The 24,500-nt window shown below is 39.3% G+C and carries 27 protein-coding genes, 1 tRNA gene and 1 pseudogene; 20 read left to right on the top strand and 9 right to left on the bottom strand.

The window, feature by feature from the left end; all coding sequences use genetic code 11:
• Positions 1-54 precede the first annotated feature (54 nt).
• Positions 55-394 (top strand): annotated as a pseudogene (locus tag GTU69_RS11980) (GlpM family protein).
• 251 nt (positions 395-645) lie between these two features.
• On the opposite strand, the gene tenA reads toward GTU69_RS11980, so the two are convergent.
• Positions 646-1,317, bottom strand: coding sequence for a thiaminase II (tenA, locus tag GTU69_RS11975; protein ID WP_166170769.1), 672 nt, complete (start codon positions 1,315-1,317; stop codon positions 646-648).
• Positions 1,318-1,557: 240 nt separating this feature from the next.
• Between tenA and GTU69_RS11970 the strand changes: the two genes are divergently transcribed.
• The 7 genes from GTU69_RS11970 (at position 1,558) to GTU69_RS11940 (ending at position 9,288) form a co-directional block, all read left to right on the top strand.
• Positions 1,558-2,643, top strand: a complete 1,086-nt coding sequence (locus tag GTU69_RS11970; RefSeq protein WP_200224892.1) for a DUF475 domain-containing protein — start codon at positions 1,558-1,560, stop codon at positions 2,641-2,643.
• Between the two features lie 147 nt (positions 2,644-2,790).
• Positions 2,791-4,155, top strand: a complete 1,365-nt coding sequence (locus GTU69_RS11965; RefSeq protein ID WP_166170765.1) for an MFS transporter — start codon at positions 2,791-2,793, stop codon at positions 4,153-4,155.
• Between the two features lie 51 nt (positions 4,156-4,206).
• Positions 4,207-4,803 carry a single-stranded DNA-binding protein gene (gene ssb / locus GTU69_RS11960; RefSeq protein ID WP_166170763.1) on the top strand — a complete coding sequence of 199 codons (597 nt, stop codon included), beginning with the start codon at positions 4,207-4,209 and terminating at the stop codon, positions 4,801-4,803.
• 215 nt (positions 4,804-5,018) lie between these two features.
• On the top strand, positions 5,019-5,582 hold the full coding sequence (gene ahpC / locus GTU69_RS11955; protein WP_166170761.1) for an alkyl hydroperoxide reductase subunit C: 564 nt from the start codon (positions 5,019-5,021) through the stop codon (positions 5,580-5,582).
• 268 nt (positions 5,583-5,850) lie between these two features.
• Positions 5,851-6,726, top strand: a complete 876-nt coding sequence (locus tag GTU69_RS11950; protein ID WP_166170759.1) for a pirin family protein — start codon at positions 5,851-5,853, stop codon at positions 6,724-6,726.
• A gap of 426 nt (positions 6,727-7,152) precedes the next feature.
• Positions 7,153-8,451, top strand: a complete 1,299-nt coding sequence (locus GTU69_RS11945) for an FAD-dependent oxidoreductase (protein WP_166170758.1) — start codon at positions 7,153-7,155, stop codon at positions 8,449-8,451.
• Between the two features lie 3 nt (positions 8,452-8,454).
• Positions 8,455-9,288 carry a methyltransferase domain-containing protein gene (locus GTU69_RS11940; RefSeq protein WP_166170756.1) on the top strand — a complete coding sequence of 278 codons (834 nt, stop codon included), beginning with the start codon at positions 8,455-8,457 and terminating at the stop codon, positions 9,286-9,288.
• Between the two features lie 79 nt (positions 9,289-9,367).
• Here GTU69_RS11940 and GTU69_RS11935 read toward each other — a convergent pair.
• Positions 9,368-9,443 (bottom strand) — tRNA-Thr (locus GTU69_RS11935).
• 139 nt (positions 9,444-9,582) lie between these two features.
• Complete coding sequence (locus GTU69_RS11930) at positions 9,583-9,810, bottom strand: hypothetical protein (RefSeq protein ID WP_166170754.1); 228 nt, start codon at positions 9,808-9,810, stop codon at positions 9,583-9,585.
• Between the two features lie 183 nt (positions 9,811-9,993).
• Between GTU69_RS11930 and GTU69_RS17315 the strand changes: the two genes are divergently transcribed.
• The 7 genes from GTU69_RS17315 (at position 9,994) to GTU69_RS11900 (ending at position 15,988) form a co-directional block, all read left to right on the top strand.
• Positions 9,994-10,128: a hypothetical protein gene (locus GTU69_RS17315; RefSeq protein WP_257230586.1), complete on the top strand. Its 135-nt coding sequence runs from the start codon at positions 9,994-9,996 to the stop codon at positions 10,126-10,128.
• A 66-nt stretch (positions 10,129-10,194) separates the two neighbouring features.
• Positions 10,195-10,347, top strand: coding sequence for a hypothetical protein (locus GTU69_RS11925; RefSeq protein WP_166170752.1), 153 nt, complete (start codon positions 10,195-10,197; stop codon positions 10,345-10,347).
• Between the two features lie 129 nt (positions 10,348-10,476).
• On the top strand, positions 10,477-10,734 hold the full coding sequence (locus tag GTU69_RS11920; RefSeq protein ID WP_166170750.1) for a hypothetical protein: 258 nt from the start codon (positions 10,477-10,479) through the stop codon (positions 10,732-10,734).
• A gap of 905 nt (positions 10,735-11,639) precedes the next feature.
• Positions 11,640-12,875 carry a hypothetical protein gene (locus tag GTU69_RS11915; RefSeq protein WP_166170748.1) on the top strand — a complete coding sequence of 412 codons (1,236 nt, stop codon included), beginning with the start codon at positions 11,640-11,642 and terminating at the stop codon, positions 12,873-12,875.
• A gap of 241 nt (positions 12,876-13,116) precedes the next feature.
• Entirely contained in the window at positions 13,117-14,058 is a 942-nt protein-coding gene (locus GTU69_RS11910) for an inovirus-type Gp2 protein (protein WP_166170746.1), read from the top strand.
• Positions 14,059-14,128: 70 nt separating this feature from the next.
• Complete coding sequence (locus GTU69_RS11905) at positions 14,129-14,995, top strand: hypothetical protein (protein ID WP_166170744.1); 867 nt, start codon at positions 14,129-14,131, stop codon at positions 14,993-14,995.
• 198 nt (positions 14,996-15,193) lie between these two features.
• On the top strand, positions 15,194-15,988 hold the full coding sequence (locus tag GTU69_RS11900) for a hypothetical protein (RefSeq protein ID WP_166170742.1): 795 nt from the start codon (positions 15,194-15,196) through the stop codon (positions 15,986-15,988).
• A gap of 75 nt (positions 15,989-16,063) precedes the next feature.
• Here the strand turns inward: GTU69_RS11900 and GTU69_RS11895 are convergent, their stop codons facing one another.
• From GTU69_RS11895 to GTU69_RS11880, 4 genes are read right to left on the bottom strand one after another with little or no spacing between them, the layout of a single operon-like run.
• Positions 16,064-16,597, bottom strand: coding sequence for a hypothetical protein (locus GTU69_RS11895; protein ID WP_166170740.1), 534 nt, complete (start codon positions 16,595-16,597; stop codon positions 16,064-16,066).
• Positions 16,598-16,657: 60 nt separating this feature from the next.
• A complete protein-coding gene (locus GTU69_RS11890; protein WP_166170738.1) occupies positions 16,658-16,963 on the bottom strand; it encodes a hypothetical protein in 306 nt (101 codons plus the stop codon).
• A gap of 17 nt (positions 16,964-16,980) precedes the next feature.
• Positions 16,981-17,127: a hypothetical protein gene (locus GTU69_RS11885; protein WP_004984451.1), complete on the bottom strand. Its 147-nt coding sequence runs from the start codon at positions 17,125-17,127 to the stop codon at positions 16,981-16,983.
• 22 nt (positions 17,128-17,149) lie between these two features.
• Positions 17,150-17,425 carry a hypothetical protein gene (locus tag GTU69_RS11880; protein ID WP_166170737.1) on the bottom strand — a complete coding sequence of 92 codons (276 nt, stop codon included), beginning with the start codon at positions 17,423-17,425 and terminating at the stop codon, positions 17,150-17,152.
• 827 nt (positions 17,426-18,252) lie between these two features.
• Here GTU69_RS11880 and GTU69_RS11875 point away from each other — a divergent pair.
• The 5 genes from GTU69_RS11875 to GTU69_RS11855 all read left to right on the top strand — a co-directional run bounded on the left by GTU69_RS11875 (position 18,253) and on the right by GTU69_RS11855 (position 22,205).
• Positions 18,253-18,570: a hypothetical protein gene (locus GTU69_RS11875; protein WP_166170735.1), complete on the top strand. Its 318-nt coding sequence runs from the start codon at positions 18,253-18,255 to the stop codon at positions 18,568-18,570.
• A gap of 63 nt (positions 18,571-18,633) precedes the next feature.
• Positions 18,634-19,671: a DUF932 domain-containing protein gene (locus tag GTU69_RS11870; protein ID WP_166170734.1), complete on the top strand. Its 1,038-nt coding sequence runs from the start codon at positions 18,634-18,636 to the stop codon at positions 19,669-19,671.
• A gap of 149 nt (positions 19,672-19,820) precedes the next feature.
• Positions 19,821-20,864: a lambda-exonuclease family protein gene (locus GTU69_RS11865; RefSeq protein ID WP_166170733.1), complete on the top strand. Its 1,044-nt coding sequence runs from the start codon at positions 19,821-19,823 to the stop codon at positions 20,862-20,864.
• A 119-nt stretch (positions 20,865-20,983) separates the two neighbouring features.
• Positions 20,984-21,895, top strand: a complete 912-nt coding sequence (locus tag GTU69_RS11860) for a hydrolase or metal-binding protein (protein ID WP_166170732.1) — start codon at positions 20,984-20,986, stop codon at positions 21,893-21,895.
• Positions 21,896-21,977: 82 nt separating this feature from the next.
• Positions 21,978-22,205, top strand: a complete 228-nt coding sequence (locus GTU69_RS11855) for an AlpA family phage regulatory protein (RefSeq protein WP_166170730.1) — start codon at positions 21,978-21,980, stop codon at positions 22,203-22,205.
• 71 nt (positions 22,206-22,276) lie between these two features.
• On the opposite strand, the gene GTU69_RS11850 is transcribed toward GTU69_RS11855, so the two are convergent.
• Together GTU69_RS11850 and GTU69_RS11845 are read right to left on the bottom strand one after the other, a co-directional pair.
• A complete protein-coding gene (locus tag GTU69_RS11850) occupies positions 22,277-22,879 on the bottom strand; it encodes a hypothetical protein (RefSeq protein WP_166170728.1) in 603 nt (200 codons plus the stop codon).
• A 10-nt stretch (positions 22,880-22,889) separates the two neighbouring features.
• Positions 22,890-24,248, bottom strand: coding sequence for an MvaI/BcnI family restriction endonuclease (locus GTU69_RS11845; protein WP_166170726.1), 1,359 nt, complete (start codon positions 24,246-24,248; stop codon positions 22,890-22,892).
• Positions 24,249-24,500 lie beyond the last annotated feature (252 nt).

Below are 24,500 nucleotides of genomic sequence, written 5' to 3'. Positions count from 1 at the left end.
TTTTTCAGCTTAGACTATGCGGTTTAATAAATTGATCAGTTCGGATGGGTCGGGATGCTGGCTTTATTTTTGAAATGTATTTTAGGGTAGCGGTTGTACTTATTATTTTCCTTCTGTCCAAGAGTAAAGCGTTTTATATCGCCGGTCTGGTGTCACTCTTTCCGACTTTTGCCCTGATTGCCCATGTGATTGTGTCGCAACAGTAGGGTGCAGAAGCTTTGCGTAAAATGGCATATTGGGTTTATGGTCTTTAATTCCCTATGCCATTTATTTGCTGATGATTTATATGCTGGCAAGCAAAATGTTGATGTGGTCCTGTTTAAGCATAGCAACCCTTTGCTGGATTGTGGCTGCGGCAGGGCTGATTTATGGCTGGCAGATGTTTCAGCAGTAATGATTTAATAAACAAAAATTAAAGCATCAAAAATATTTGCTATCGCGGAAGAGCCATTCGCAACTGTTCGAGGCAGAACTACTTTTTTAAAGTAATGTTTCTGCGAAAAATTTTATATTTTTCGGTAATCGGCGAGTTTTGCGAATGGCAAATGCCTTTGGTTACTTTGGGCGAAACCAAAGTAACGAATGAGCTGTTTCAATTTATGTTATAGCTGTAAGACTCCGCCGAAAAGAAATAGGTATTTTGGATTAATCATCCACACCTAACCACTGACGTTGATCATAAGCACTATCCCAGAACAGCCATTCCAGTTTGGCAGCCGTGGTATAGGCATGATGCATTTTCTCTAAAGTATCTGCATCACAACGAGCAGCTACGCTATCAACCGTCGCAATTACGTTACGAACTGCCTGATTAAACTCTTCACCGGCATAGGTATCAATCCAGGCCTGATAAGGATTATTCGGAATGGAATGTTGAACAATCGCTTTACCGACTTCAGCATAAATCCAAAAACAGGGCAGTAAAGAAGCCAGAACCACCGGATAGCTTTCTGACCAGGCTGTGGCGGTTAAAAATGAAGTGTAATGATGACAAGCCAGAGTCAGTGGCGTGGTTCTAAATTCTTCTTGGCTAATGTCAAATTCCTGCATAAAGTCAGCATGCAGGCTGCGTTCTACCACAATGGCAATCCTGGCAGCATCTGAAAACTGCATGACATCCTCTGCTGTAAATGCTTTGGCAGCACAGACCGCCAATGCACGGCCATAAGCCAGTAAATAATGCGCATCCTGAATGACATAATGACTAAAAATATCTTTGCTCAAAGTCCCTTGTGCAAGTTCTTGGTTAAATGGCAGGGCTAAAGTTTTTTCGTATAAAGCCAAGTTGCGTTGCCATACATCTTGAGAAAAGCTCATGTCATCATCCTGTCGATGTTAAAAGAAGAATTTACAGAAGGCGGGACTATAACAAGAGTTTTCAGCTCAAGATATGCAGTAGAAAAAATAGTGTATTTGTACTCAAAAAAAATCATACCAAGAACTTTGGATTAAAGTAAAAAAAGCCGTCATAATTGAAGCGATCAAATTTCAAGTGCTCTCTTTTAGGTTCTGTCCAATGCACTTGATATAAATTATTTGTCTATAGGTCGATTTATCATAATGAAACATTTTGGTTTCTCCATTATTTTTACCATCGTGTGTCTGGCTATATCTGCATACTGGGGTTTTACCCATGGCCCGGAAGCAGGTTTAAAGACCATGTTCACGGCATTGACCATTACTGCCATTCTCGCAGTCATGGAAGTGTCACTTTCTTTCGATAATGCGGTGGTGAATGCCTCGGTACTGCGTGGCTGGGATCATTTCTGGAAAATGATCTTCTTGACGGTTGGTATCATCATTGCCGTATTTGGTATGCGTTTGGTGTTCCCGATTGTCATTGTGGCCGTGACTGCTGACATGGGTATGTTCGAAGTTGTGAAAATGGCCCTGAATGATCCGATCAGTTATTCCGAAAAGCTGATGGCCCATCATGCCGAAATTGCAGCCTTTGGTGGCTCATTCCTATTGCTGGTATTCCTGAATTTCTTTCTGGACAGCGAAAAAGATACCCACTGGTTCAAATGGCTGGAAGCACGTTTATCCAATCTGGCGAATGTACCGGCAATGTCAGTTTTTCTGGCTTTAATTGGCTTGCTGATTATGGCAGCCAATGTAGAAGAAGCCACACGTTTAGTGGTGACCATGGCCGGGATTTGGGGAATTGTGATTTACATTGGGGTTCAAGTATTGAGCCACTTGTTAGGCGGTGAACCTGAAATTGATGAAGATGGCAATGCAGTGGCACATGATGCCAGTGGTGCATCTACAGGTGTTATTAAAGCCGGTTTAGGTGGTTTTATTTACCTGGAAGTGCTGGATGCATCGTTCAGTTTTGATGGTGTAATCGGTGCTTTTGCCATTACTTCAGATGTAGTGATCATTATGCTCGGTCTGGCGATTGGTGCCATGTTTGTGCGTTCAATGACCATTTATCTGGTAGAAAAAGGCACCTTGGATGCTTATATCTATCTTGAACACGGCGCGCATTATGCTATTGGGGCTTTAGCCTTCATTATGCTGGCCAGTGGTACCGGTGTGCATGTGCCGGAAGTAGTCACCGGTTTAATTGGTGTAGCGTTTATTGTGTGGGCAGTCATTGCTTCCATTCAATATAGCAAACGTCAAGAACGAATCCATTAATGGTTTTTTAAGAAAACCGAGTACAATAGGGATGCATGAAAATGCGTCCTTTTTTATGGTGGTTCATTCCTGAAAAATCAGCATTTATAATATGAATGTTGTAGGATAATCCATCGAAATGAAATTTATAGACCCAAGCCAATTAATATGATGAATGCTTTAGAACGCCGTTCAACCTTTGCCTTAAGCAGTATTTTTGCACTGCGTATGTTGGGCTTGTTCATGATTATTCCTGTGTTTTCGGTGGCAGGGCAGTCATATCAAGGGGCAACCCCTGCACTGATTGGTTTAGCTGTTGGGGTCTATGGTTTAACTCAGGCCATTTTACAAATACCATTTAGTTTGCTGGCCGACCGCTTTAGTCGTAAGCCTTTGATCATTATTGGTCTGTTGCTGTTTGCCCTTGGTGGTGCGGTTGCGGCGATGTCCGAGACCATTTATGGCGTAATCATTGGCCGTGCCATTGCCGGTGGTGGTGCTGTTTCTGCGGTGGTGATGGCACTTTTGGCCGATGTGACCCGTGAAGAACAGCGCAGTAAAGCCATGGCAGTCATGGGCATGAGTATTGGCGTATCCTTTATGGTGGCCTTCAGTTTGGGGCCTTGGCTGACCAGCCTGGTGGGAATTTCTGGCCTGTTCTGGGTGACGACTATTATGGGTGTGGCTGCCATATCGATGCTGTTATTTGTTCCTAAAGTGACTCGTCATCATAAAAATTACCAGCAAGGTTATGCTGCACAGTTGAAACAGGTATTGAAAATGGGCGATTTAAACCGTCTGCATGTTTCAATTTTTGCCCTGCACCTGTTGCTGACTGCAATGTTTGTATATATGCCATCGCAACTGATTCAGTTTGCTGGTATTCCTTTATCCAGTCATGGTCTGGTTTATCTGCCCCTGCTCGTTATTAGCCTGTTTTTTGCTTTTCCGAGCATTATTCTGGCTGAAAAATATCGCAAAATGCGCGGCATTTTCCTGACGGCCATTGCTGGAATCGTATTGGGTTTGCTGGTACTGATTTTTGGTTATGAATCCAAATATGTTTTATTGGCAGGCTTAGGATTATTCTTTATTGCCTTTAACGTCATGGAAGCATTGTTACCTTCATGGTTATCCAAATCTGCACCAATCCAGTCCAAGGCGACAGCCATGGGTGTAAATTCCAGTAGCCAGTTTTTAGGGGCATTTTTCGGTGGCATGATTGGCGGTCAACTCTTGTTACTCAATAATACCTCATTGGGCTGGAGCATTTTGGCGGGGATCGCGGTGGTCTGGTTATTAATCAGCTTTGGTTTGGCCCAGCCGCGTTATCTTTCTTCATTGGTATTGGCCTTGCCCGAGACAAAACAAACGGATGAGTGGACTTCTCAACTTTTGGCAATTCGTGGTATTGAAGAGGTTGTGGTGATGTCCGACCAGCAATTTGCTTATGTTAAAATTGATAAACAGCTGATAGATGAAGCTGCGCGACAAGATTTAACGCAGTTGTTGGGTAAAGAGGTAGCCATTTAAGCATAACTCTTATAAAGTAAAATATAGAAATGAATAGGAAGTGTACGTCTGATGCGTGGTGTTAATAAAGTTATTTTAGTTGGAACTTTAGGTAAAGATCCTGAAACCAAAACTTTTCCAAATGGTGGGTCTCTGACTCAGTTCTCGATTGCAACCAGCGATTCGTGGACTGATAAAAATACCGGTGAGCGTAAAGAGCAAACCGAATGGCATCGTATTGTGTTGCATAACCGCTTAGGTGAAATTGCACAGCAATATCTACGTAAGGGTTCAAAAGTTTATATTGAAGGTTCACTGCGTACGCGTCAGTGGACAGACCAAAGTGGTCAGGAACGCTACACCACAGAAATTCGTGGTGAACAGATGCAAATGCTGGACAGTAACCGTCAGCAAGGTGAACAAGCTGCGAGTGGCGATAACTCGGGTTATAACCAGCCACGTTTCAACAATAATCAAGGCGGCTATAACAACAATAATAACAATAATAACAACCAAGGCGGTTATGGCAATCAGGGTGGTTATAACAACAACCAGAACAATCAGGGCAATAGTTATGGCAATAACAACCCGGGTGGTTTTGCACCAAAACAACAGCCTGTACCAGCAGCAGCTGCACCGGCAGATTTAGATGATGATTTACCGTTTTAAGTTGTAATTAGAACGGCAAGTCATCATCCAAACCCTTTGTAACAGCAAAGGGTTTTTTATCGGCTAAAACAATCCACTTTAAAAACAGGATAGAAATTATAAATCTAAAAATCCGATAATTTTTATAAAAAAGTACGGTTTTACCTATTTTAGAATCTTTCTTATTCTAGCTTCACCAAATAAGCAATCCCGAAAACGAGCTAGAGGAATATCTCATGAGTTTAATTAATACTGAAGTGAAGCCATTCAATGCAACAGCATATAAAAATGGTGAATTCATTGAAGTGTCTGAACAGGACATGATCGGAAAATGGTCAGTAGTATTTTTCTATCCTGCAGATTTCACTTTCGTTTGTCCAACAGAACTCGGTGATTTGGCAGATAACTATGCTGAATTCCAGAAAATGGGCGTAGAAATTTATTCAGTATCGACAGATACCCATTTCACTCACAAAGCCTGGCACGATTCTTCTGATGAGATCAAGAAAATCCAGTACACCATGCTGGGTGACCCAACCTGGACCTTGGCGAAAAACTTCGAAGTGTTAATTGAAGCGGAAGGCCTGGCAGACCGTGGGACTTTCATCATTGATCCGGAAGGCAAAATCCAGATTATCGAAATCAATGCTGGTGGTATTGGCCGTGATGCGCAAGAACTTTTACGTAAGGTCAAGGCTGCACAATATGTCCATGCTCACCCCGGTGAAGTTTGCCCGGCAAAATGGAAAGAAGGCGATGCAACCCTTGCACCTTCAATCGACCTGATCGGTAAAATCTAATCTTAAGTTAAAATACTCTCTTAAAAAAATCCAGGACTTCGATTCTGGATTTTTTTATGCAGGTTCTGGGTAAAAGAGCAAGATAGATCATTCTGACTATATGACAATGATGATATTGATCTGAATGAAATAATTTTTTGTATTAAATTTGAGGGGAAAAAATCCATTATTCCATTCTTGCGACGCTGTATATTGCGCTGTGGCTAGGCTGGAATCTTTAAAAAATCTAAGATAAGTGCATATTGTTTCCTAGAGATAGGAGTTTGAAATGAAAAAAATAATTGGCGTTTACCGCAACCAGAACATGCATTGGGTGGGTGACGGTTTTCCAGTAAAAAACCTGTTTTCCTATGATCGCCTAGGGCAGGCAATCAGTCCATTTTTACTTTTGGATTATGCAGCACCCTACCATTTTAGCCCAACGACGCAGCAGCATGGGGTCGGCTCACATCCACATCGCGGCTTTGAAACCGTGACCATCGCCTATCAGGGTGAAGTGACACATAAAGACTCGGCAGGTGGTGGTGGAACCATTCAAAGCGGTGATGTGCAATGGATGACGGCAGGAGCAGGTCTGGTACATGAAGAATTTCATTCAGCCGAATTTGCCCAAAAGGGTGGCCTGTTTGAAATGGTGCAGCTTTGGGTCAACCTGCCTGCAGCAGACAAAATGACCGCACCGAAATATCAGGCCATTACAGCAAAAGACATTCCAGTCATTAAGTTTGAACAGAATGCAGGGTATATCCGGGTGATCGCCGGAAACTATGCCGGGCATACAGGTCCTGCTTCAACCCATAGTCCGGTCAATGTCTGGGATGGTGAATTAAAAGCCGAGCAGATTCAGCATCTGCATGTACCTGTCGATCATAATGTGCTGCTGGTGTTGCTGTCGGGTGAAATGCAGCTGAATGGAACGCAGCAGGTACAGGACAGCTCGATTGTGATGTTTGCTCAAGATGGCGAAATTGATATTCGACTTGAGGCACTGCAAGACAGCAAATTCCTGCTACTGACTGGCCAACCGCTCAATGAGCCAATTCAAGGCTATGGACCCTTTGTGATGAATAGCAAAGATGAAATTATTCAAGCATTTAATGATTTTAATAGCGGTAAGTTTGGTGAAATTCCGGTTACAGATTAAGTCGGTATTCACTGGATTGATTCAAAAAGAAACAGCCCCTAAAAATTGAGGGGCTTTTTTGCGAACTGAATTTTTTGTTGTCGGTATATTTGTATAGTTGTGGCTGATGAAAACGTGATGGAGTTATCAGGTTTTAACTTTTTCTATCATAAAAATATTGAAGGGTTTTGTAAAACGTTAGTTAAAAAAATGGTTAATATATATTACTTTTTTTAAAGGTTTTTTGTTTTTTATGCTTTAAAAATAAAATAATTTATTAAATTTATTTCAAGGTTTTTTCTATATAAATAAATGTAATTTTTGACTTTATGTGCATCATGATGAGTTTTGTTAAAAACATACATTCTGGAATATTTTAATACCGCCTTTTAAGCTGGCTTGGTTCATAATTTCAATAATCTTATGTGTAACTGACGGATAATAATTTTGGATATTGCAGTTATTGGCAGTGGCATGGCTGGGCTAGCTACCGCAAGAATTCTTAAAGATGCAGGACATAGCGTTACTATTTTTGAAGCCTTGGCAGGTCGTGGTATGGATAGCCATAGCATTGAATTCGAGGGCGGCCTGATTGATGCCCCCCTGCGTGTCATGAACCCGCATTTGTGGAAAAACACCCTCAGTCTGGCGGCCTATCTGGGTATCCAGACCTTTCCTGTACGTACCTATATGGCATGCAGCTGGTTATTTGAAGATCGCACCGAAACCTGGCTGACCACCTCACGCAGCCGTATTGGTAATTTTCCGATTATTAATAACCGTAAAGGCATTCAGCAATATGGCTGGCGCATGGTGAAAGGCATGCTGCAGTTGAAGACGGCGATTGCGAAATTCTTCAGATCGAAGCACCAGGACATCACCTTGGCTGAATTCATTAATCATAATGATATCGAAGAAGTGTTCTGGCATGGTGCCGTAATGCCGGTGCTGTATACCATTTGTACTTGTAACCCGAAAACCATTGGCGAATGGCCTGCCAAACCCTTGCTGGTTTTCTTGCGTCAATTGACCGATGGCGATGCCTTGCTGCGTCTGCAGGGCGGTACACCAGCCCTGGTCGACAAGCTGATTGAAGGCATTGAAATTCGTGGCGGTTCTGCCATTACCCATATTCAACAGCAACAAGAAAGGGTATTGATTGAAAATGAGCAAGGCGAACAGCAGCTGTTTGATCGTGTGATTGTCGCCACACCGACCAATAAAATTGAAACATTCCTGGATAACCAACAATTCGCTGATGATATTGCGCTGTTAAAGAAATTTAAATTTGAGCAGGGCCAGCTGGTGATTCATACCGATCAATCGGTAATGCCACCAAAACGCAAAGATTGGGCCGTACTCAGCTACATGATGGACCGTAAATTTACCCGTCAGCAATTTACCGTCTGGCTGAATTCGGTTGAGCCAACCTTGGTCGGTAAATCGCCAGTATTCCAAACCTGGCAGCCGGTGACAGAGATTGATCCGAAAAAAATCATCTCCTCAGTGAGCTTAACCCGTGCTGTAGTAGATTCACAAACAGTAGCTTTAAATAAAGAACTGCAAGCCCGTCATCATGATTTAAACCGCAAAGTGTTCTATTGCGGTTCATGGTCTTGTGATGGATTGCCTGTACTGGAATCTGCCGTAACTTCAGCCATGCATATTGCAGAGATTTTAGGTGCACCATTGCCGTTTGCCGGATTAAAACCTAAAGTTGAGGTTGCTCCACAACTCGGCTACTAAGATATGAAATGGCTTCAAGCGATTCGGCAGAAACTTCCTCAACATAAATACGCAATCAATGCGAAACAGTTAGGAGATGATGCCGTACTCGCCTGGAGCAATCTGGGCTATTGGGATGATGCAACGTCATCCTATCCAGAAGCTTGCCGTCAGTTGGCAGATCAATTGGCGCAAGCTGTATCTTTAAATGCCAAAGATCGACTGCTGGACCTAGGCTGCGGGCAGGGGGCAAGTTTACTGTACTGGCAACAGCACTATCGGGTTAAGCATATTGAAGCCGTGGAACTGCAAGCCAGTTGTGTCATGCAAATTCAAAAACATTTTCCGCACATTACGGCCATTTACCCGCAATCCTTTTTAAATTTCAAACAGATTCCTTTTCAACAGCGCTTTGATGTGGTGCTGTGCATTGATGCTGCTTACCATTCCAATTTAAATTCATTTCTCGATTCAGTGGACAGTGTTTTAAATTCAAAAGGACGACTGGGTTTTCATTATTTAATCTTGTCCGGGCAATGGTTGAATTTAAATGCATTACAAAAGCAGAAATACAAGTGGCTACTCAAGGCTGCAGATGTGAATCTGGAGTATTTGATGACCGCATCGGGATTAGAGCAGACCTTGCAGCAGCATGATTTTAGCAACATTGAAATTCGTGATTTGTCCAAAGCCGTTTTATACGGATTTGCAAACTACTTTCAACATTTGCGGCAATCGCCAAAGCAGGGCACAGGTGTGGATGCCTTTAAAATTCGCATGACCGCAAAGCTTTGTCAGCAGCTGTATCAGGATGGGTTGGTCAATTATGTACAGATTAGTGCAACAAAGAATGCCTGAGCATGGTGCAATTTTTAATTTTTAAAAGCTAAGTGCAAAAACAACAAAGCCTCACTAAAAAGCGAGGCTAAGTATAAAATGGTGCCGGCACACGGATTCGAACTGTGGACCTACTGATTACAAGTCAGTTGCTCTACCAACTGAGCTATGCCGGCAACGTGCAGAGAATAATAGCGAATTTTGTTGAAAACGCAAGCCAAAAAATGAGCGGTTGAAAGAGATGACTTGGTCTTGATCTGTTCAATTTTTCCCGGTCATCTCGTCAATTGAATAATTGGTTCTCAATTTAAAAGATTATTTACTCCTTAAAATCTGGTCCAGATCTTGTGCACATTCTTCCAGGGTTAAAGCCATATCGATTTGCATTTGAGGGTTAAGTTCGCTGGCCAGTTTGCGCCATTGTTCGATCAGTCGGAGGGCTTTTTGAATTTTATGTTTATTCATATCCTTGGCAATCGTTGGAGTATAACCACCACGTTTAGCATTCTTAATTTGTTTGACATAATTATTGCTGGTATTCATATCTACTCCCGAATAGCAGTTTTTCTATGTGTTTAATGTGCTGTTACAGGTCGACTTAAGGCTCTGTTATATGATTGTTATCATGGAAATATTGCATTTATATGATCATATCTCAACAGGTTTTTTACTTTCTGAGCTTGAAATAATAACGTGCAGTAATTGTGCCATTTAGGTGACATGTTAATGAAAGATCGGACTTTGCAGGCTTTTGGTAATCAATGTGAAGCTGATTTCATCGCGGTTGTTGCAGATCAATCATCTAGAGATATTACATTTACAATGATGGAAATTGAAACATGGCTGGAGTTGGAAGATTAAATTTAAGGCGTAGATTAATGCTGATGTAGCGCAACTGATTAATGGTAATGCACAGGATAGATAACCATGACTGAACAAGATAATTCACAACCAGATCAGCAGAAACACCCTAATCCACCCAACCCACAACCGGACCAACCCGACCAGCATATCGGGACAGCCAATCCGCAAAAAAATCCGGACGAACAGCCTGAAAATCCAATCAGACAACAAAAATAAAGGATTTTCTGTGGGTCTTGAATGAGGCATTTCGTTCTTATCATTTCATCGGTAGGGATAAGTAACTTTTTTCTGGCAAAGTGCTCTGATGAGGATTGTTTATCAATAGGCTCAAGGAAAATATATAAGATGACAAAATGGACCAAAATGATCAGTACTGTCGTGGTACTTATGTTTATCGCCATTGCTGCATTGCTGTATTTTCAGTCCAACAAGGAACAGGAATTTGGTGGCTTTGAGGAGGGGACAGAGCAATACTATGGCTATCGCTATGCACAAGACAATCTTAAATCTGTAGATCAATGTGATGATGATAAAGATGATCCGTCCATGAATTTCAACGAGGAATTTTTTCAGGGATGCCAGAAATATTTTGAAGATAAATAATGTTTCAAAAGCAGAGAATATAAAAACCTCAATCTTGACGATTTTTCCCAGTTTATTTTCATGGTTTTAGAACTGCTGGGTATTTTTGCTGAATAGTATACGATAAAAAAAGGCCTAAACCATTATAGTTTAAGCCTTTCATCACTGCTTTGGATTGCAGTTCTTTCGAATTTGGCGAAAGAGGGAGTCACATTATTAATTTAAGTTATTGAAATAGAAATACATTGATATAGCGCATTTTTATTTTTACCCCCAATTATACCCCCAGATAAGTTAAGGTACTTCAGTTTATTTGAATTCATTTATTAGTAAATGATTAAAGGTTTTGTTATGGCGATACTGGTTACCTAAGTTCTTGATATAAATTAGCAATACTTGTACTGATTGTTGGTTTGGATTAGAAAAGATCTAGACGTAAGCATTTTACTGTCATGAGAGAGGGCATACAAGTAAATTGCCTATTTGTATTTTAGGTTCTGATTAATATTGGATCATTAGAAACAATCTACATTAAATTTTATAAGAAAAATGAGATAAATATAAAAATAGTTAAGTTTTTCTAAATTTAATTTAAGACAGAGTAGTCCCATCAAAAAATAATCTGCATTGGCTAATCTTGAAATCGGTGGGTAGTGATTTTTAATGATAGATGAAGAAGAAGGAAGTGATTGAATTGTTCTATGGGCATACTTTTAGATTTTATTAAATGTTAATGATTATCAATTTTTTTTGTTAATTAATTTCATTTAATAATTTATTTTATTATTTATAGCTTTTATAAAAATTGAAAGTATAAAAATATAACACAATTATTTATGTCAAATTAAATACAAACTTATATGTTTAAACATATAAATTTTTGTTTTATAGTACGTTATTTTTAAGTGAAATTAGGCTTGAAAGCTATGAATTCAGCGGAAATTAACTATGTATTTGATGAGTTGATAAGTAAATATCAGCAACTTAGTAATTCCGATAGCAATCATCTAATAGAGTATTTACAGAAAACAAAAAACAAAGAGCATTTTATTGCTGATATTTTTCGCTCAAAAGGGGTGATGGTACAAAAGTCAAAGTTACAAGAGGGCGTAGATTTTAGTGAGCCTGAAAATGAATATATTCCAGTTTTTAAATTCAGACCAACAACCTTGGCAAAGAAATGGTTTCCTTACGAAATTATTTTTGAATCTTTTGATGTTAATAAAGAAGAGGGGTTTGATAGATACGAATTATCTATAGAATTGGTAAAATTTTTAAGAATAATTAATAAATATGTGAGAGGGGCAGGAGCTAATTTTACGAATGGAAAAGCCTCAATAAGTGATATTTTATTATTCGAAGCTATTGATAATAGGATTGGTCAACTTAAATTTGAAGAATTATCTTTAGCCGAACTGCAGTTGGTTGAGAAAATTTTATGTGTGTTTATTGAAGAATTAGAAAAACCAATGATCAAAAATTATTTGCAATACGAACGTGCTAGGTTCAATAAAAAAATACGTGAATATAAATCTTATATACAAAATCTTTTAAATAATTTTGGTGACTTATATGCCGTATCAATAAATTTTTGGTGGGATGGGCATATCAATCATATGGATAGCCAGAAAAATAATCAAAAGAAACAATTTTTTAATAATTTAAGGTCTTATCCTGATTTCGAAGCAATCAAAGGTCATGTTGGTTTATGGGAATATAGTGATGAAAAAGGATTATATTTCAGATGTATATTTTTTTGTGCTAATAGTAAAAAGTACAATAAAGATTCTCTGATTGAAGGGCTACTAAGGTGTTGGGAGCAAGCTTTTGCGCTAAAAAGTAATGGACGTTTAACGGGTAAAGTAATTTATTCAGCAGAGTTATCGCATTTAGCTTATACAAAATCCAAATCATTAAATCAGCCAATTACCCTTTTAAGCCAGAACAATAAAGTTTTGCTTGAGGAATTTTACAATATAGTTCTGAATTATATAATTATTTCTGAAAAGTACTATTATCCACTTGAATTGCAAATGGAACTTTTAGTCTTAAGTCCAGTATTGAAGCAGGGAGAAAATAAAAATGAAGATAAAGGTTTTATATTGAAAAAATATGGGCCATCGAGATCTTTTAGAGGTCATCTGAGAAAACCTAAAAATTAACTTTAGCTTTACACTGTTAGGTTAATTCATGTGTTCTAAGCTCAGTCGGTCTAATCGATTCGCTGTTAAGTCGTAGATGGAGCTTAGCGGGTTATTAAAATTATTATATCTATTATTAATTATATAATTATCAATATCTTATTTTGTTATTGATTAATTCTTTACTCATATATATGGGTGAACAATTAAAAGATTACAGACATGCGTGTGATATGAATCCTAACATGATGAGTATCACAACATGAATTTGACTACAGTTATCTGGAATGAATCTAGTCTTTGTACTGCAATAGAAGACTTTGTGTATAGCGTTTGCTTTGAACAGATGAGTGAACAACAATTCAAGCAATCACTCAGTACATTATATGAAGCCTTTCAACACTTCTATTCAGCACAGCTTCAATACACAGTATCTATCCAATATTTTATTCAGTGTAAGTACTGGATTGATAATTTTCTAAATGGTCAACCTATATCACACATTTTAAATTTCAATACTCAGCAATTTCAAACCCTATGCTTTGTACTCTATCAATATCAAAATGATTATTGGAATGAGTTGAATCGTTTCATTCAGCAAGAACAGCAGAATCGCAATTCACTGTATCAGTATCTGACTAAACTCATTACCCATTATTCTGAGCTGTTATTTGTACGTGTCGATTTGGGTTATCTCGAAGAACAACAGGTTTATGTAGGTATTCAAGATGTTCAACAGCATATGGATATTTTAAGAAATCGTATCACCAATCAAGATGGCTGTTTCATGGGTTTACGGGGCTATGCATGGGCATTAGAGCAGGGGGTAGATAAAGGCTATCATTGCCATTTATTGCTGATCTATGATCCATCTAAACGTCAGAATGACTGGTATCTCGCTGATCAGGTTTGGCAAATGTGGAACAGTATTACGGGCAATATTGGCATGCACTTTAATTGTAATACTACGGAGCATAAGCAGAAGTTTATGCGGAATAATCGCTTAGGGGTAGGGCCTATTCGATGTGGTAATCCTCAAGAAGTAAGTAATGCTTTGACTGCTGCTATGTATCTGGTCAATCCTGAAAAGTATGCACAGCATTTACGAGCAAAGATCCCGTATATGCGTAGCTTTGGAACAGGTCAATTTGAAGTGCATTGGCGTAGAGGTGTCGCACAAACCTTACAGCAATGTGGGTTCTAGGTTAGATCACCATTAAAAAGTTACGGCACTCCTAAGTCTATGAAATAAATAGCTTAGGATGTGTTTTACCATGATGACTTACAACGAATCTCAAACATTTTGTGAAATTGAAAACTTTATTCAAGCAATCTTAGCCAATCAAATCAGTGTTGAACAATTCAAACAGCAGATCATTCCATTGATTAAGAAATCCAGACGTTTCTTTGTGGACGGAAATAATTACATCGCAGCCATTATTGTGTTTAAGTTACTTGAGCAGATCATCTTTAAAGCCAATGCGTTTAAGTTCTATGATTCTATTCAAGACTTACCTGATCATGTGGTGGAAGGTTTTATCAAATACGTACAAGATCAAACTGGGTTGATTGAAGCGGATTATCAAGCCGATCAGAAGCAGCATAAGACCGAGGTGAAAAAGGCTGAACGCTTTCTATTAGAATCTATGCAGCAGCAGGATCAATTGACAATCTTCCCGATTTGCTTGGGTATTCATCCAGAAGCTTTATCTGTGATTCGCTTATATGATCTTGATCTTTACCTCAGTGCTTTCCTAAAGTTAATTCGATCCAGAGATACTGAGCTGTTTCGTTCCATTCATTCGGTGATTTGGCAGATTAAACATGATCCAGAGCAGGGCTACTATGTTCAGTTATTCTGTATCTATGCTGGACAGGCACAAGCTGTCACTCTAACGGATCATGCCCGCAGAATCGGTGAGCAATGGTTGGATGTAACCAATGGTTATGGAGCCGTTTCATTTGAAGAGCATGATTTAAAAGGTATCGCAATAAATTGTTTGGATGACAAGCAGATTCAACGTGCTTTGCAAGTTGTAAAAACCCGTTTAAACAACCATGCTAGAAATCATTACTTAAGAGTGACAAGGCATCGTAGAAAGACCTTTGATTGTCAGCGGATAGGATTGAATCCAATTTGATGATGGAAAGGGATAGCAAGACCATCAATCTTATTATCAATGGATAGTTTAGGTTAAGTATTTAATCGAATAAAAAGATGATGCGATAATTGTTTTGAACAGGTATCTGGAAGACCATAATTTATTGATTATTCAGATACCGACATTTGGGTATTGGCTTGTTACATTATGAATCTAGTTTACTGAAGAGATTTCGTCATGACTGAACACTTAGAGTCAATAGCTGTAAAAATTTGTGAAGCTATTTTACTTAACCAAAAGCAACATTATATTGAACAAGATATTCTTGGCAGTGATATTAAAATTATTGATCGGTTGTTGTATCGCAGAGATGAATTGAAAGATGCTTATTCAGAATTATATGTAAAATTCAAGAATGATCATACATTACTTGAGATAGCATTAAACTTGTTTATTGACGCTGCTTCACAATGGAATCCAGAAGAGGTTAAGGAAGCAAGAGAAGATCGTCGTAAATTAGAGAATGTTAATAAACAAATCTCAATCAAGGCAAATGAACTGGCTGATTTGTTAGCATTGAGGTCTGAATTAGAGAATACATCATCTTTTAGTTCAGCAACTTATTGTCATATTGCCAATGTTATTTATGATGCATCTAATGACAATTCGTTTTTTCAGTATGGTTTAAGAGATAAATTGAAAGGTCTTCAAGGGCAATTTGATTTGAAGTATTGGCCTAGATTGGATCAAATTATAAGAACCTTGGCTGAAGATGCTGATCATGCAGAGCTATCAGCAATTGACTCTGTCACTGAAAGTGCAACAAAAAGCCAGACATCATCAAAAGCTGATTATTTTAGAGCGTTATTTGAGATAATCGAAAATAATCTTCAACTCAATTATGGGTTTCTTCCAGATGATTTTCGTTTAACAGATAATACTATAGCTACAATGGCAAATTGCACATTAGCTTTAGCACCTAATGATATGGTAGATAGCTTATATGTGAAAAATATCCGTCATCGTAAGTGAATGATTAGCTAATTAAGGGAATAAAAATATTCCCTAAGACAAATAGACAGAATCAATTTTCATCGTTTTTAATGACTAAAAATTATAGGTATAGGTCAATCCGCTGTTGGTGGTGACGGTTACCTCACGCACATTTTCAGCAGCACAACCGAGATACACCTGCGCTACTGAGCCATAGCGCATATTTTGATAATCATAAAACCCTTTGGTTCTACAATTACCACGATTGATTGATACGTTGGTCAGGCTGGTTGGATCATCATTTAGTGACATGATATTGAGTTTATCGACATAACCTGTCATGGAATATTGTGATTCATCACGGCGAACACGGACTTCAAACTGTTCCTGTAAGGGTGGTTCCTGTGACAATTCCGTCATTTGCTCAGCATCAGCACCATTTTCTAAAAATGATTTATCAACGACAAAATCATCCTCGGATTGATTGCTCGTCTGAGACTGATCAGAAGTGGTATTCGCGCTAGAGGCTGTATTTTGATCTGCTGTTGCTTTGGGTTCTACTGTGGCTTGAGATTCTTTGGCTGGACTACATGCGGTTAAGCCCAGTATTAGTACACTGGATAAAAGAATCGGATGAATCAGTTTCATGGCTGAGTTCCTAAAATGCTTATTTCATCTATGAATAAAGTCGTTGTTGTTTGTTATTGGTTATTTACATTTGCCTTTTTGAACCGATTGCACCAGACGCGGTTCAGTTTTGTCTGCATCTAAACGTAGGCAAATGGCTTTCTTGCTTTTGATGGAATTAGCAATCAGTTCTTCACCCTGAATTGGACTGGCACCACCTGCGTTATAAACTTGGTAGCGTTTGCCAGTGGTGGTTTTAAAACTAAAGGCATCACCTGATTCACTAAAACCTTCGATCTTTTTAACAATCACAGTTGCTGAATTGGATTGTGCAAACAGTGAAGTACAGATTAGACTGAGGCCACAGGCCAAGATCATTTTTTTCATTTTGTTATTCCTATAGTTTAGTTCTTAAAAATGGTCACAGGCCAAACCACGGCTTTACCAAGGTTGTAGGCATAGCTGTAATGTGCGGTACTGCTGCAATTCTTGAAATATACTGAGCAAATCAGTGCGATCAGCACATAGCCGATAATTAAATAGTTTTTCATGTGTTTCCCCAGATGCTTGAATTTATGACTGGCATTGCTGAACAGCGTGTGCCATCACCACATTGAAATCTTCTGGTGGCTGCATGGTTTCTCGAACCGTGACATCCGCCATTTTTTCCATGAATTCAGGCGAGTAATGCGCTTCGACTTTGTCGTAAATACAGCCGCAAGTAGAGCGGTCTAAACCACCCGCCTGACAGCCTGCTTTAAAGTCACGTTTGACTTTGCTGTCACAGGCAGTCAGCAGGGTGCTACTCAGGACAATAGTTGTTAGCCCAAACCAAGTTTGATATTTCATTTCTGTTCCAAATCATTGTTATCTATTGTTCTAAAGTCATACGGATGGGTTTATTTATGCCAGCCTGCCAGATAAATCAGCAGCCATAGTCCGCCAAGCACAAAAACAAAGGGGCCTAGCATCGCCACCACGACGACAATTAAAATGAGCTGTGCGATCAATTTCATCATGTTGTTCCAGCACAAAGCAGCCCCTGAATTAAAAACTCAGTGGTTGAACAGTGCGGTGAAATGAATCAGTGCACAGAAGTTAAATAAAATGTTGGAATCGGGATGAAATGCCGAAGTCGGGAAGTAGGTATAAATGAGGCGAGTGCAGGGGAAGCACACAAATTGAATAGCGTCATAGATGACTCCTGTATGTATAGAAGTTCTACCGAATCACTGTCAATTGATTATGGTGGCAGAACGAAAAGGGGTTGACAGACTGGACATACAGAACCAGCACGCGCGGACGCGTCCCCCTCCCGTTCTACCGCAAAGGGGGACGAGAAGGTTTTACGCACGTAGAGAATACTCAGAAGAATAAACTCTGATGCGCTGTATGAAACGGTCTGTCAAAACCGACTGGCAATGTAGGCCAGTCCTTGCATCATAATCGCTGATAAAAATCAGGTCAATTGATCCCTGTATCCAGTCGTTAAAATTGATCTAAAAAAACATCGATTCAAATCACATTCTAAAAAAATACAGATACATATCATCTGAATGAGAAGCATGTGGCTCTTTCAAAACAGCCCTATGTAATAACCCGATTCACGTTTTGCCTGTTTTCCCCCAAAGCAGGCTTTTTTATTTCACTCATTTTTTATTACAGGAATTATTCAGATGAGTCTGCCATGTCCTTATTGTCAGTCCCGAGACACGGTACTGCTGGAATCCCCACAACATTTAGTTAGCAACAGTCATTCACCTTCAGCGCAAAACAATGTGATGTCACCTCTGGCATTGGCAACTTTAGGTATCAGTGTTTCGAAAAGTTTAAACATCCCCCCGATTGCAGGCGCCTTGGTGGGTGTCCTGATCGGTGGCATTTGGATGCTGGTGACGGAGGATGAATTTCAAAACAGCTCGCATCCTGTTTATACCCGACATTATTACTGCAATGACTGTGACCGCGATTTTAGTCCAAGCATCCGTAACTAATTTTTAAATCAATTTATCAAATGACCTTTTACAGCAATTCAACTTTTTATAGGAATTAACATCATGGCACATCAAATTGAACAAATGGCTTATGTCGGTGAAACTCCTTGGCACGGCTTAGGCAACCAGCTTATGCAAAACCAACCGATTGAAGTCTGGGCACAACAAGCGGGTATGGACTGGCGGATTGAATCCTCTGATGTCAGCTATATGGCTAAAAATGATCGTGGACAAAGCATCATCATGCCTTATGAAGAACAACGGGTGTTATATCGCTCTGATACTCATGCTCCTTTATCGGTAGTCAGTCAGCGTTATCAGGAAGTGCAACCCACGCAGATCTTAGAGTTTTACCGAGATCTGACGGAACAATCAGGCTTTGAATTGGAAACCGCAGGCGTGCTCAAAGGCGGTAAAAAATTCTGGGCTTTGGCGCGAACAGGGCAGACCTCGGCACTCAAGGGTAAAGATGTCAGTAATGGTTACATCCTCTTAGCGACTGCATGTGATGGCACCTTAGCGACCACGGCACAATTCACCAGTATTCGTGTAGTGTGTAACAACACTTTAGCGATTGCCTTAAAGGGTCAAAACTCAAGTGCAGGTGTAGTGAAAGTCCCACACAGTACCAAGTTTGATGCACAAAAAATTAAGCAGCAACTGGGTATTTCAGTCCGTACATGGGAGGATCACATGTATGAAATGAAACAACTGAGTCAGCGTAAAGTCACACAAACTGAAGCGGCAGCCTATTTTGATGGGGTGTTTAACAACACTAGCCTGAGTCCAATTGAACAGGAGGATGGCATTATTCAGTTTTACCGTAATGTCGCTACGCAAGCCACGAAAGCCGAAAACAAAACTGAGCCGAATGGACGTGCCATGTCTAAAGTCATGACTATGTTTAACGGGCAGGGTCGGGGAGCAGAGCTGAGTTCAGCCAAAGACACCGCGTATGGTTTGCTGTGCTCAATCACAGAGTTTGCTGATCACGAACGTCGTGCCATGAGTCAAGATCACCGTCTTGATTCTGCATGGTTTGGGGCAGGAGCGGGTCTCAAACAACGTGGGCTCGAACAAGCTTTACGCATGTTGGCCTAATTTCAAAGCATCTATTGATTAGCCTAAGCAGACTCATCGCAATACTTAAACGCTCAACCTAATAACTAACTTAACTCTTTTTATTCAAAGCTGTGTCTACGGACATGGCTTTTTTTATGCCCAAAATTCAACAATGACAGGAAATTACTATGAACTCAGCCGTAATTCAACCAAACAACGCAACACTGAATATCCATACCAATCGCCCAAAACTGTTTACTGCAAAACGTTTCGTAGAGACTAAAAATATGACTCAGGCCGAATGGCTAGAAGTCAGACGCAAGGGCATTGGCAGCAGTGACTGTGCTGCTGCTTGTGGACTCAATCCTTATATGTCGATGTTGGAACTGTGGATGATCAAAACAGGTCGTATCCAGCAAAACATTGAAGATGAAAGCGAAGGCCATGCACCCTTGTATTGGGGTAAAAGGCTAGAGCCACTCGTTGCGGAATACTACAGCATGCATACCCAGCATAAAGTCCGTCGAGTCAATGCCGTATTACAACACCGTGATCCAGATAAGCATTTTATGTTAGCCAACTTGGATTACTCAGTTGTTGGAGATGCCGATGTACAAATACTGGAGTGTAAAACCGCAGGGGAGTATGGCGCCAAGCTCTGGCGAGATGGTGTGCCTTTATATGTGCTGTGTCAGGTGCAACATCAATTGGCAGTGACAGGCAAGAAAGCAGCTCATATCTGTGTATTGCTGTGTGGACATGAAACTCGTATTTTTAAAGTCACCCGTTCTGAATCCGTGATACAACACATCGTTAATGCGGAACGCTACTTCTGGGACTGTGTAGAAAAGGATACCCCACCTGATGCGGATGCCAGTGAATCGGCAGCCAAAGCACTACAACTGTTGTATCCAGAGCATGTACCACTCAGTACCACAAACTTATCTGAAGATGAGCAAGCCAATCAACAATTTGAGCAACTGATTCAAGTACGCAATCAAGTTGAAAAACACCAAGAGCAATTTGACTTACTTAAACATCAGCTTCAGGCCAAGATGCAAGAGGCTGAACGCGCCACCTTTAAAACAGGTTCGGTGACGTGGAAAAAGGCTAAAGACACGGTCAGTTTAGACAGTAAAGCGTTACTCAAATCACATCCTGAGTATCTCAATCAATTTCCACAAGCCAAGCAAGGGACACGGCGTTTTCAGATTTATGCCAATGGTGCATAAGTCTATTTTTATCCATACAAGCATCAAGTGAAATATCAATAAGCAAGCTCATATCAGCCCATGTTCACGGCATGGGCTTTTTTATACGTATTCAATTTACACAAAAAGAGGAAATCAACATGATCAAAGGTTTAGCAATTACACCGCCCATACTCGGACGGATCAGTATCGGCAAGATGGTCGAGAAAAATGGTAAACGCGTCCCTGAAAAAGATGATCAATTTACCTTGACCTCTCAAATCCAAAATAAAGAGGGCTGGGTGAAACATCCACTGGATGAGCAGCTTCGAGCCAAAGCACCCAATCAAAAACTTAGAAGTATTCCCGTACGGATGATCTTCAATGATCCTGAACTTAACCTTCGAGCAGAGTACAGTTTATTTGATCGACAAACAGGCCGTCCTGTCTGTGTGGGTAATGGTGAAACTTGCCAACGGCTGACCAATCAAGGGGTTGAGCAACATCCCTGTCCATCCCCTGATTTATGCACATTGGCGCAAGGTGGACTCTGTAAGCCTTATGGGCGGCTCTATGTGAATTTGGATGAGTCAGATGAACTCGGCACCTTTATTTTTAGAACCACAGGTTTTAACAGTATTCGAACTTTGGCTGCTCGATTGTCTTACTACCACGCGTCATCGAATGGCTTGCTTTCATGTTTGCCGTTACAGCTAACACTTAGAGGTAAATCAACCACACAAAGTTATAGAACCCCTGTGTATTACGTGGATTTAACTTTGCGGGATGGTGTTCATTTACAGGAAGCCATTCACACGGCCAAAGAAATTGATCAGAAAAGTAAGCTGTCAGGTTTTAATCAAGCTGCTTTAGATCAAATGGCTCGCCATGGTTATAGCAATGCACAGTTTGAGGTGAATGGGGAGGAATGTGTGGATATTGTGGAAGAGTTTTTTAATGAGGAGGCCAATTTTCAGCAAGAGAATAAAGGAAAAAATGAACAAGCGCATGACCTGTCATATGTTCAGGACATGCAGCATGGATTGCAAAATAATGTGAAGGCAGTGAACTGATTACATCCAAAAGTTAATTTTTACAGAGGGCGCTATGATTTGAGCGAATTGCCGCTCGCATCAATGATTAGGAGTAAACATCATGAATGCGTTCACAGGTCAAACTTTTCAGATGAATCAGATTATCAATATTAAAGAAGTGATTCAATTTACAAGTATCAGTCGGGCAAAGATCTATGAAATGATCAACATTGATTCGAAGTACTATGATCCAAGTTTTCCAAAACCAGTACGGTTGAGTGAATCTCGTATTGGGTGGGTGGCATTGGAAGTCCATCAATGGATCGAAGCTAAGATACGAAGTCGATAAGCATGGGGGCGAAAGCTCCCTTATTTTTATATTGATTATATTCGGATTAAAATCAGTAAATATTCTTATCACTATTCCTTATGTAAAATTCTATCAACAGATAAAATAGTAGTTAGGCGGCTCCCTATCCGTATGCATGCAATCATCAATAAAATTGTACAAATAGAAATAGCTATTATATAGCTGCCGTACCATTTATATGTCCAAATCAAAGATATTAAAAAAATGCTAAGTAATAAATAGATATAAAGAATATTATTTCTTGTGTTTTTTATATTTTTTAATTCAAACGGTTGTGTAATTTTTATATTATTTTCTTGATATGTAATATCTAAAAGTGGCCAAGCATCAAGAATTGATTTAGCAGCTTGCTCTATGTCAGCAAAATTACCTTTTATGAGTAAGAAAATTAACCGGTGGTCATACTTGTCTGTGCCTAGGCAAGCATTTACTTGAGCATCTAAAACAAAAGGGGGTAATTTTTTTTCTGAATCAATTTGGCTTTGATATATTTCATGTAGATTTTCAATACCGATCTGTTTTTCTTCAAATTTTTTCTTATTCAGTTGAAATCTATAATGAGGTGAGAAAATATATTTAAGTCCAGTTCCAAATAAACTAAAACCAAATAATGCGATAAGGATTTGGACTATAGCACTTTGCATTTCAATCATGTTCCAAAGATTATTCTAGGATATATACTTTTTGTTCAGGGAAAAGTAGCATTAAATTTTTAGGATTAATTTTAAATAAAGGGCCTTTCTCCGCGGCAGCTCCAGTTTTATTTTTTCGCTTGATCAAATGATCCATTGTAATAATACCTTCATCTAGTAATTGCATAAATTGCCCAATCAAAGGGTTCTTAGTATGTATGATTGACTTCAAAATGAAATATTCATGGCCATCTATGAAAATAGATTCTGCTTGAATCCAAAAAGTTTCTTTATGTTTTTCTAGTAAGCGTGCACGTAAAGTAGCTCCTTGCCAATAGGCAATATCACCATCAGTAGTGTGCTTCTCCACTAATAAGTCTTCATTTGCTCTATATTCGAATTGAAGCCCTTGTGAGTTAGGAGATTTGGTATTTATTGTACAATATAGCTTTAAGTCAGTATTACGCATATAACCATACTTATCAACAATTTCCCCACTATTTTTAAGAGGGCTAAGTTTCCAATCTGCAACTTGAGCGAAAATAGTTGAACGGTTTTTCTGAGCCTTGGCTTTTTCCCTAGCGGACTTAAGCTCAATTCCTTTATAGTCAGGTGTTTTTAATGAATTAGCTTCAATACCTAAAGCGTGCTCAATGGTCATGCCAATAGCTGTATCGCCTGCCTTAACTGCCTTTAGTGGACCTTTTCTTGCTAATGACTTAAGTTTTTCTAGAAGTTCTATGGCTACAGATTCTTTTTCTGATACAAATGTAGCCAGTAAGTTTTCATAATTTTCCAAATTTATTTTAGAAATATTAAAAACGTACAGTAAATCATTTACTAGAACTAAAGCTAAAGTATCATTTGGTTCAGCATGTTTATTGAGTTTATAAACCCAAATACGAGGGTCACCTAATTTTGTTCTAGGGCGGTATAGACTAACTTGAGTATCTATAATTGCTGTAGACGTAACAAGTTTTGCAGGCTTCCGTTCAATAATGCCTTGTTCTTGGATTTGATAATTATGGTATCCATTTAAAACAAAATATTCTCGTAGTGTTGAAACTGCATCCATAATCGATTTGACTAGACCAGTTGCAGTAATTGCAAGGAGTGAATAATCAATACCAAGTTTGGCTAAAATTTGTCTATTGTGTAATACAACGCCAGCGTCATTATTCGAAAACCTTGGTAGTGGTGGTTGCTTCTTTTCTTTCTGATTAGATATAGAAGTAGCTTGTACTAATTCTTGCCAATTGCTGTAACCTTCTGCTTGGGCAATAAGGTCTTGTGCTTGGGAAAGTTGAATATTTTTCTCTTTCTTTAGCTTTTTAGCATCATCTTTTAAACGGGTTATCGAACGTTTTAGTGGGAGTTTTTCTTGGCTCATTGAAAATTACTTTTTGTGCGTATGAATGCTTACCCCGCAACTAAGCACCAGATACAAACAAAAAGGACTGGTATATTTTCAATGAGATGACCAAAAGGGGTCTTTACAGAATGCGGGCTGAAAGCTTATCTCAGAAGCCTATAGTCTTATATTTCCATAGCTTAATAAAAAGATCAACTTAGCAAGAATTTAAAACGACATTTCATGTCGTATGCTGCCTGGACTTTTATTTTTTTTCTGATTACAATGTTT

Source organism: Acinetobacter sp. SA01 (assembly GCF_011319235.1).
Taxonomy (GTDB): Bacteria; Pseudomonadota; Gammaproteobacteria; order Pseudomonadales; family Moraxellaceae; genus Acinetobacter.
This window is presented reverse-complemented; position numbering and strand designations above follow the sequence as displayed.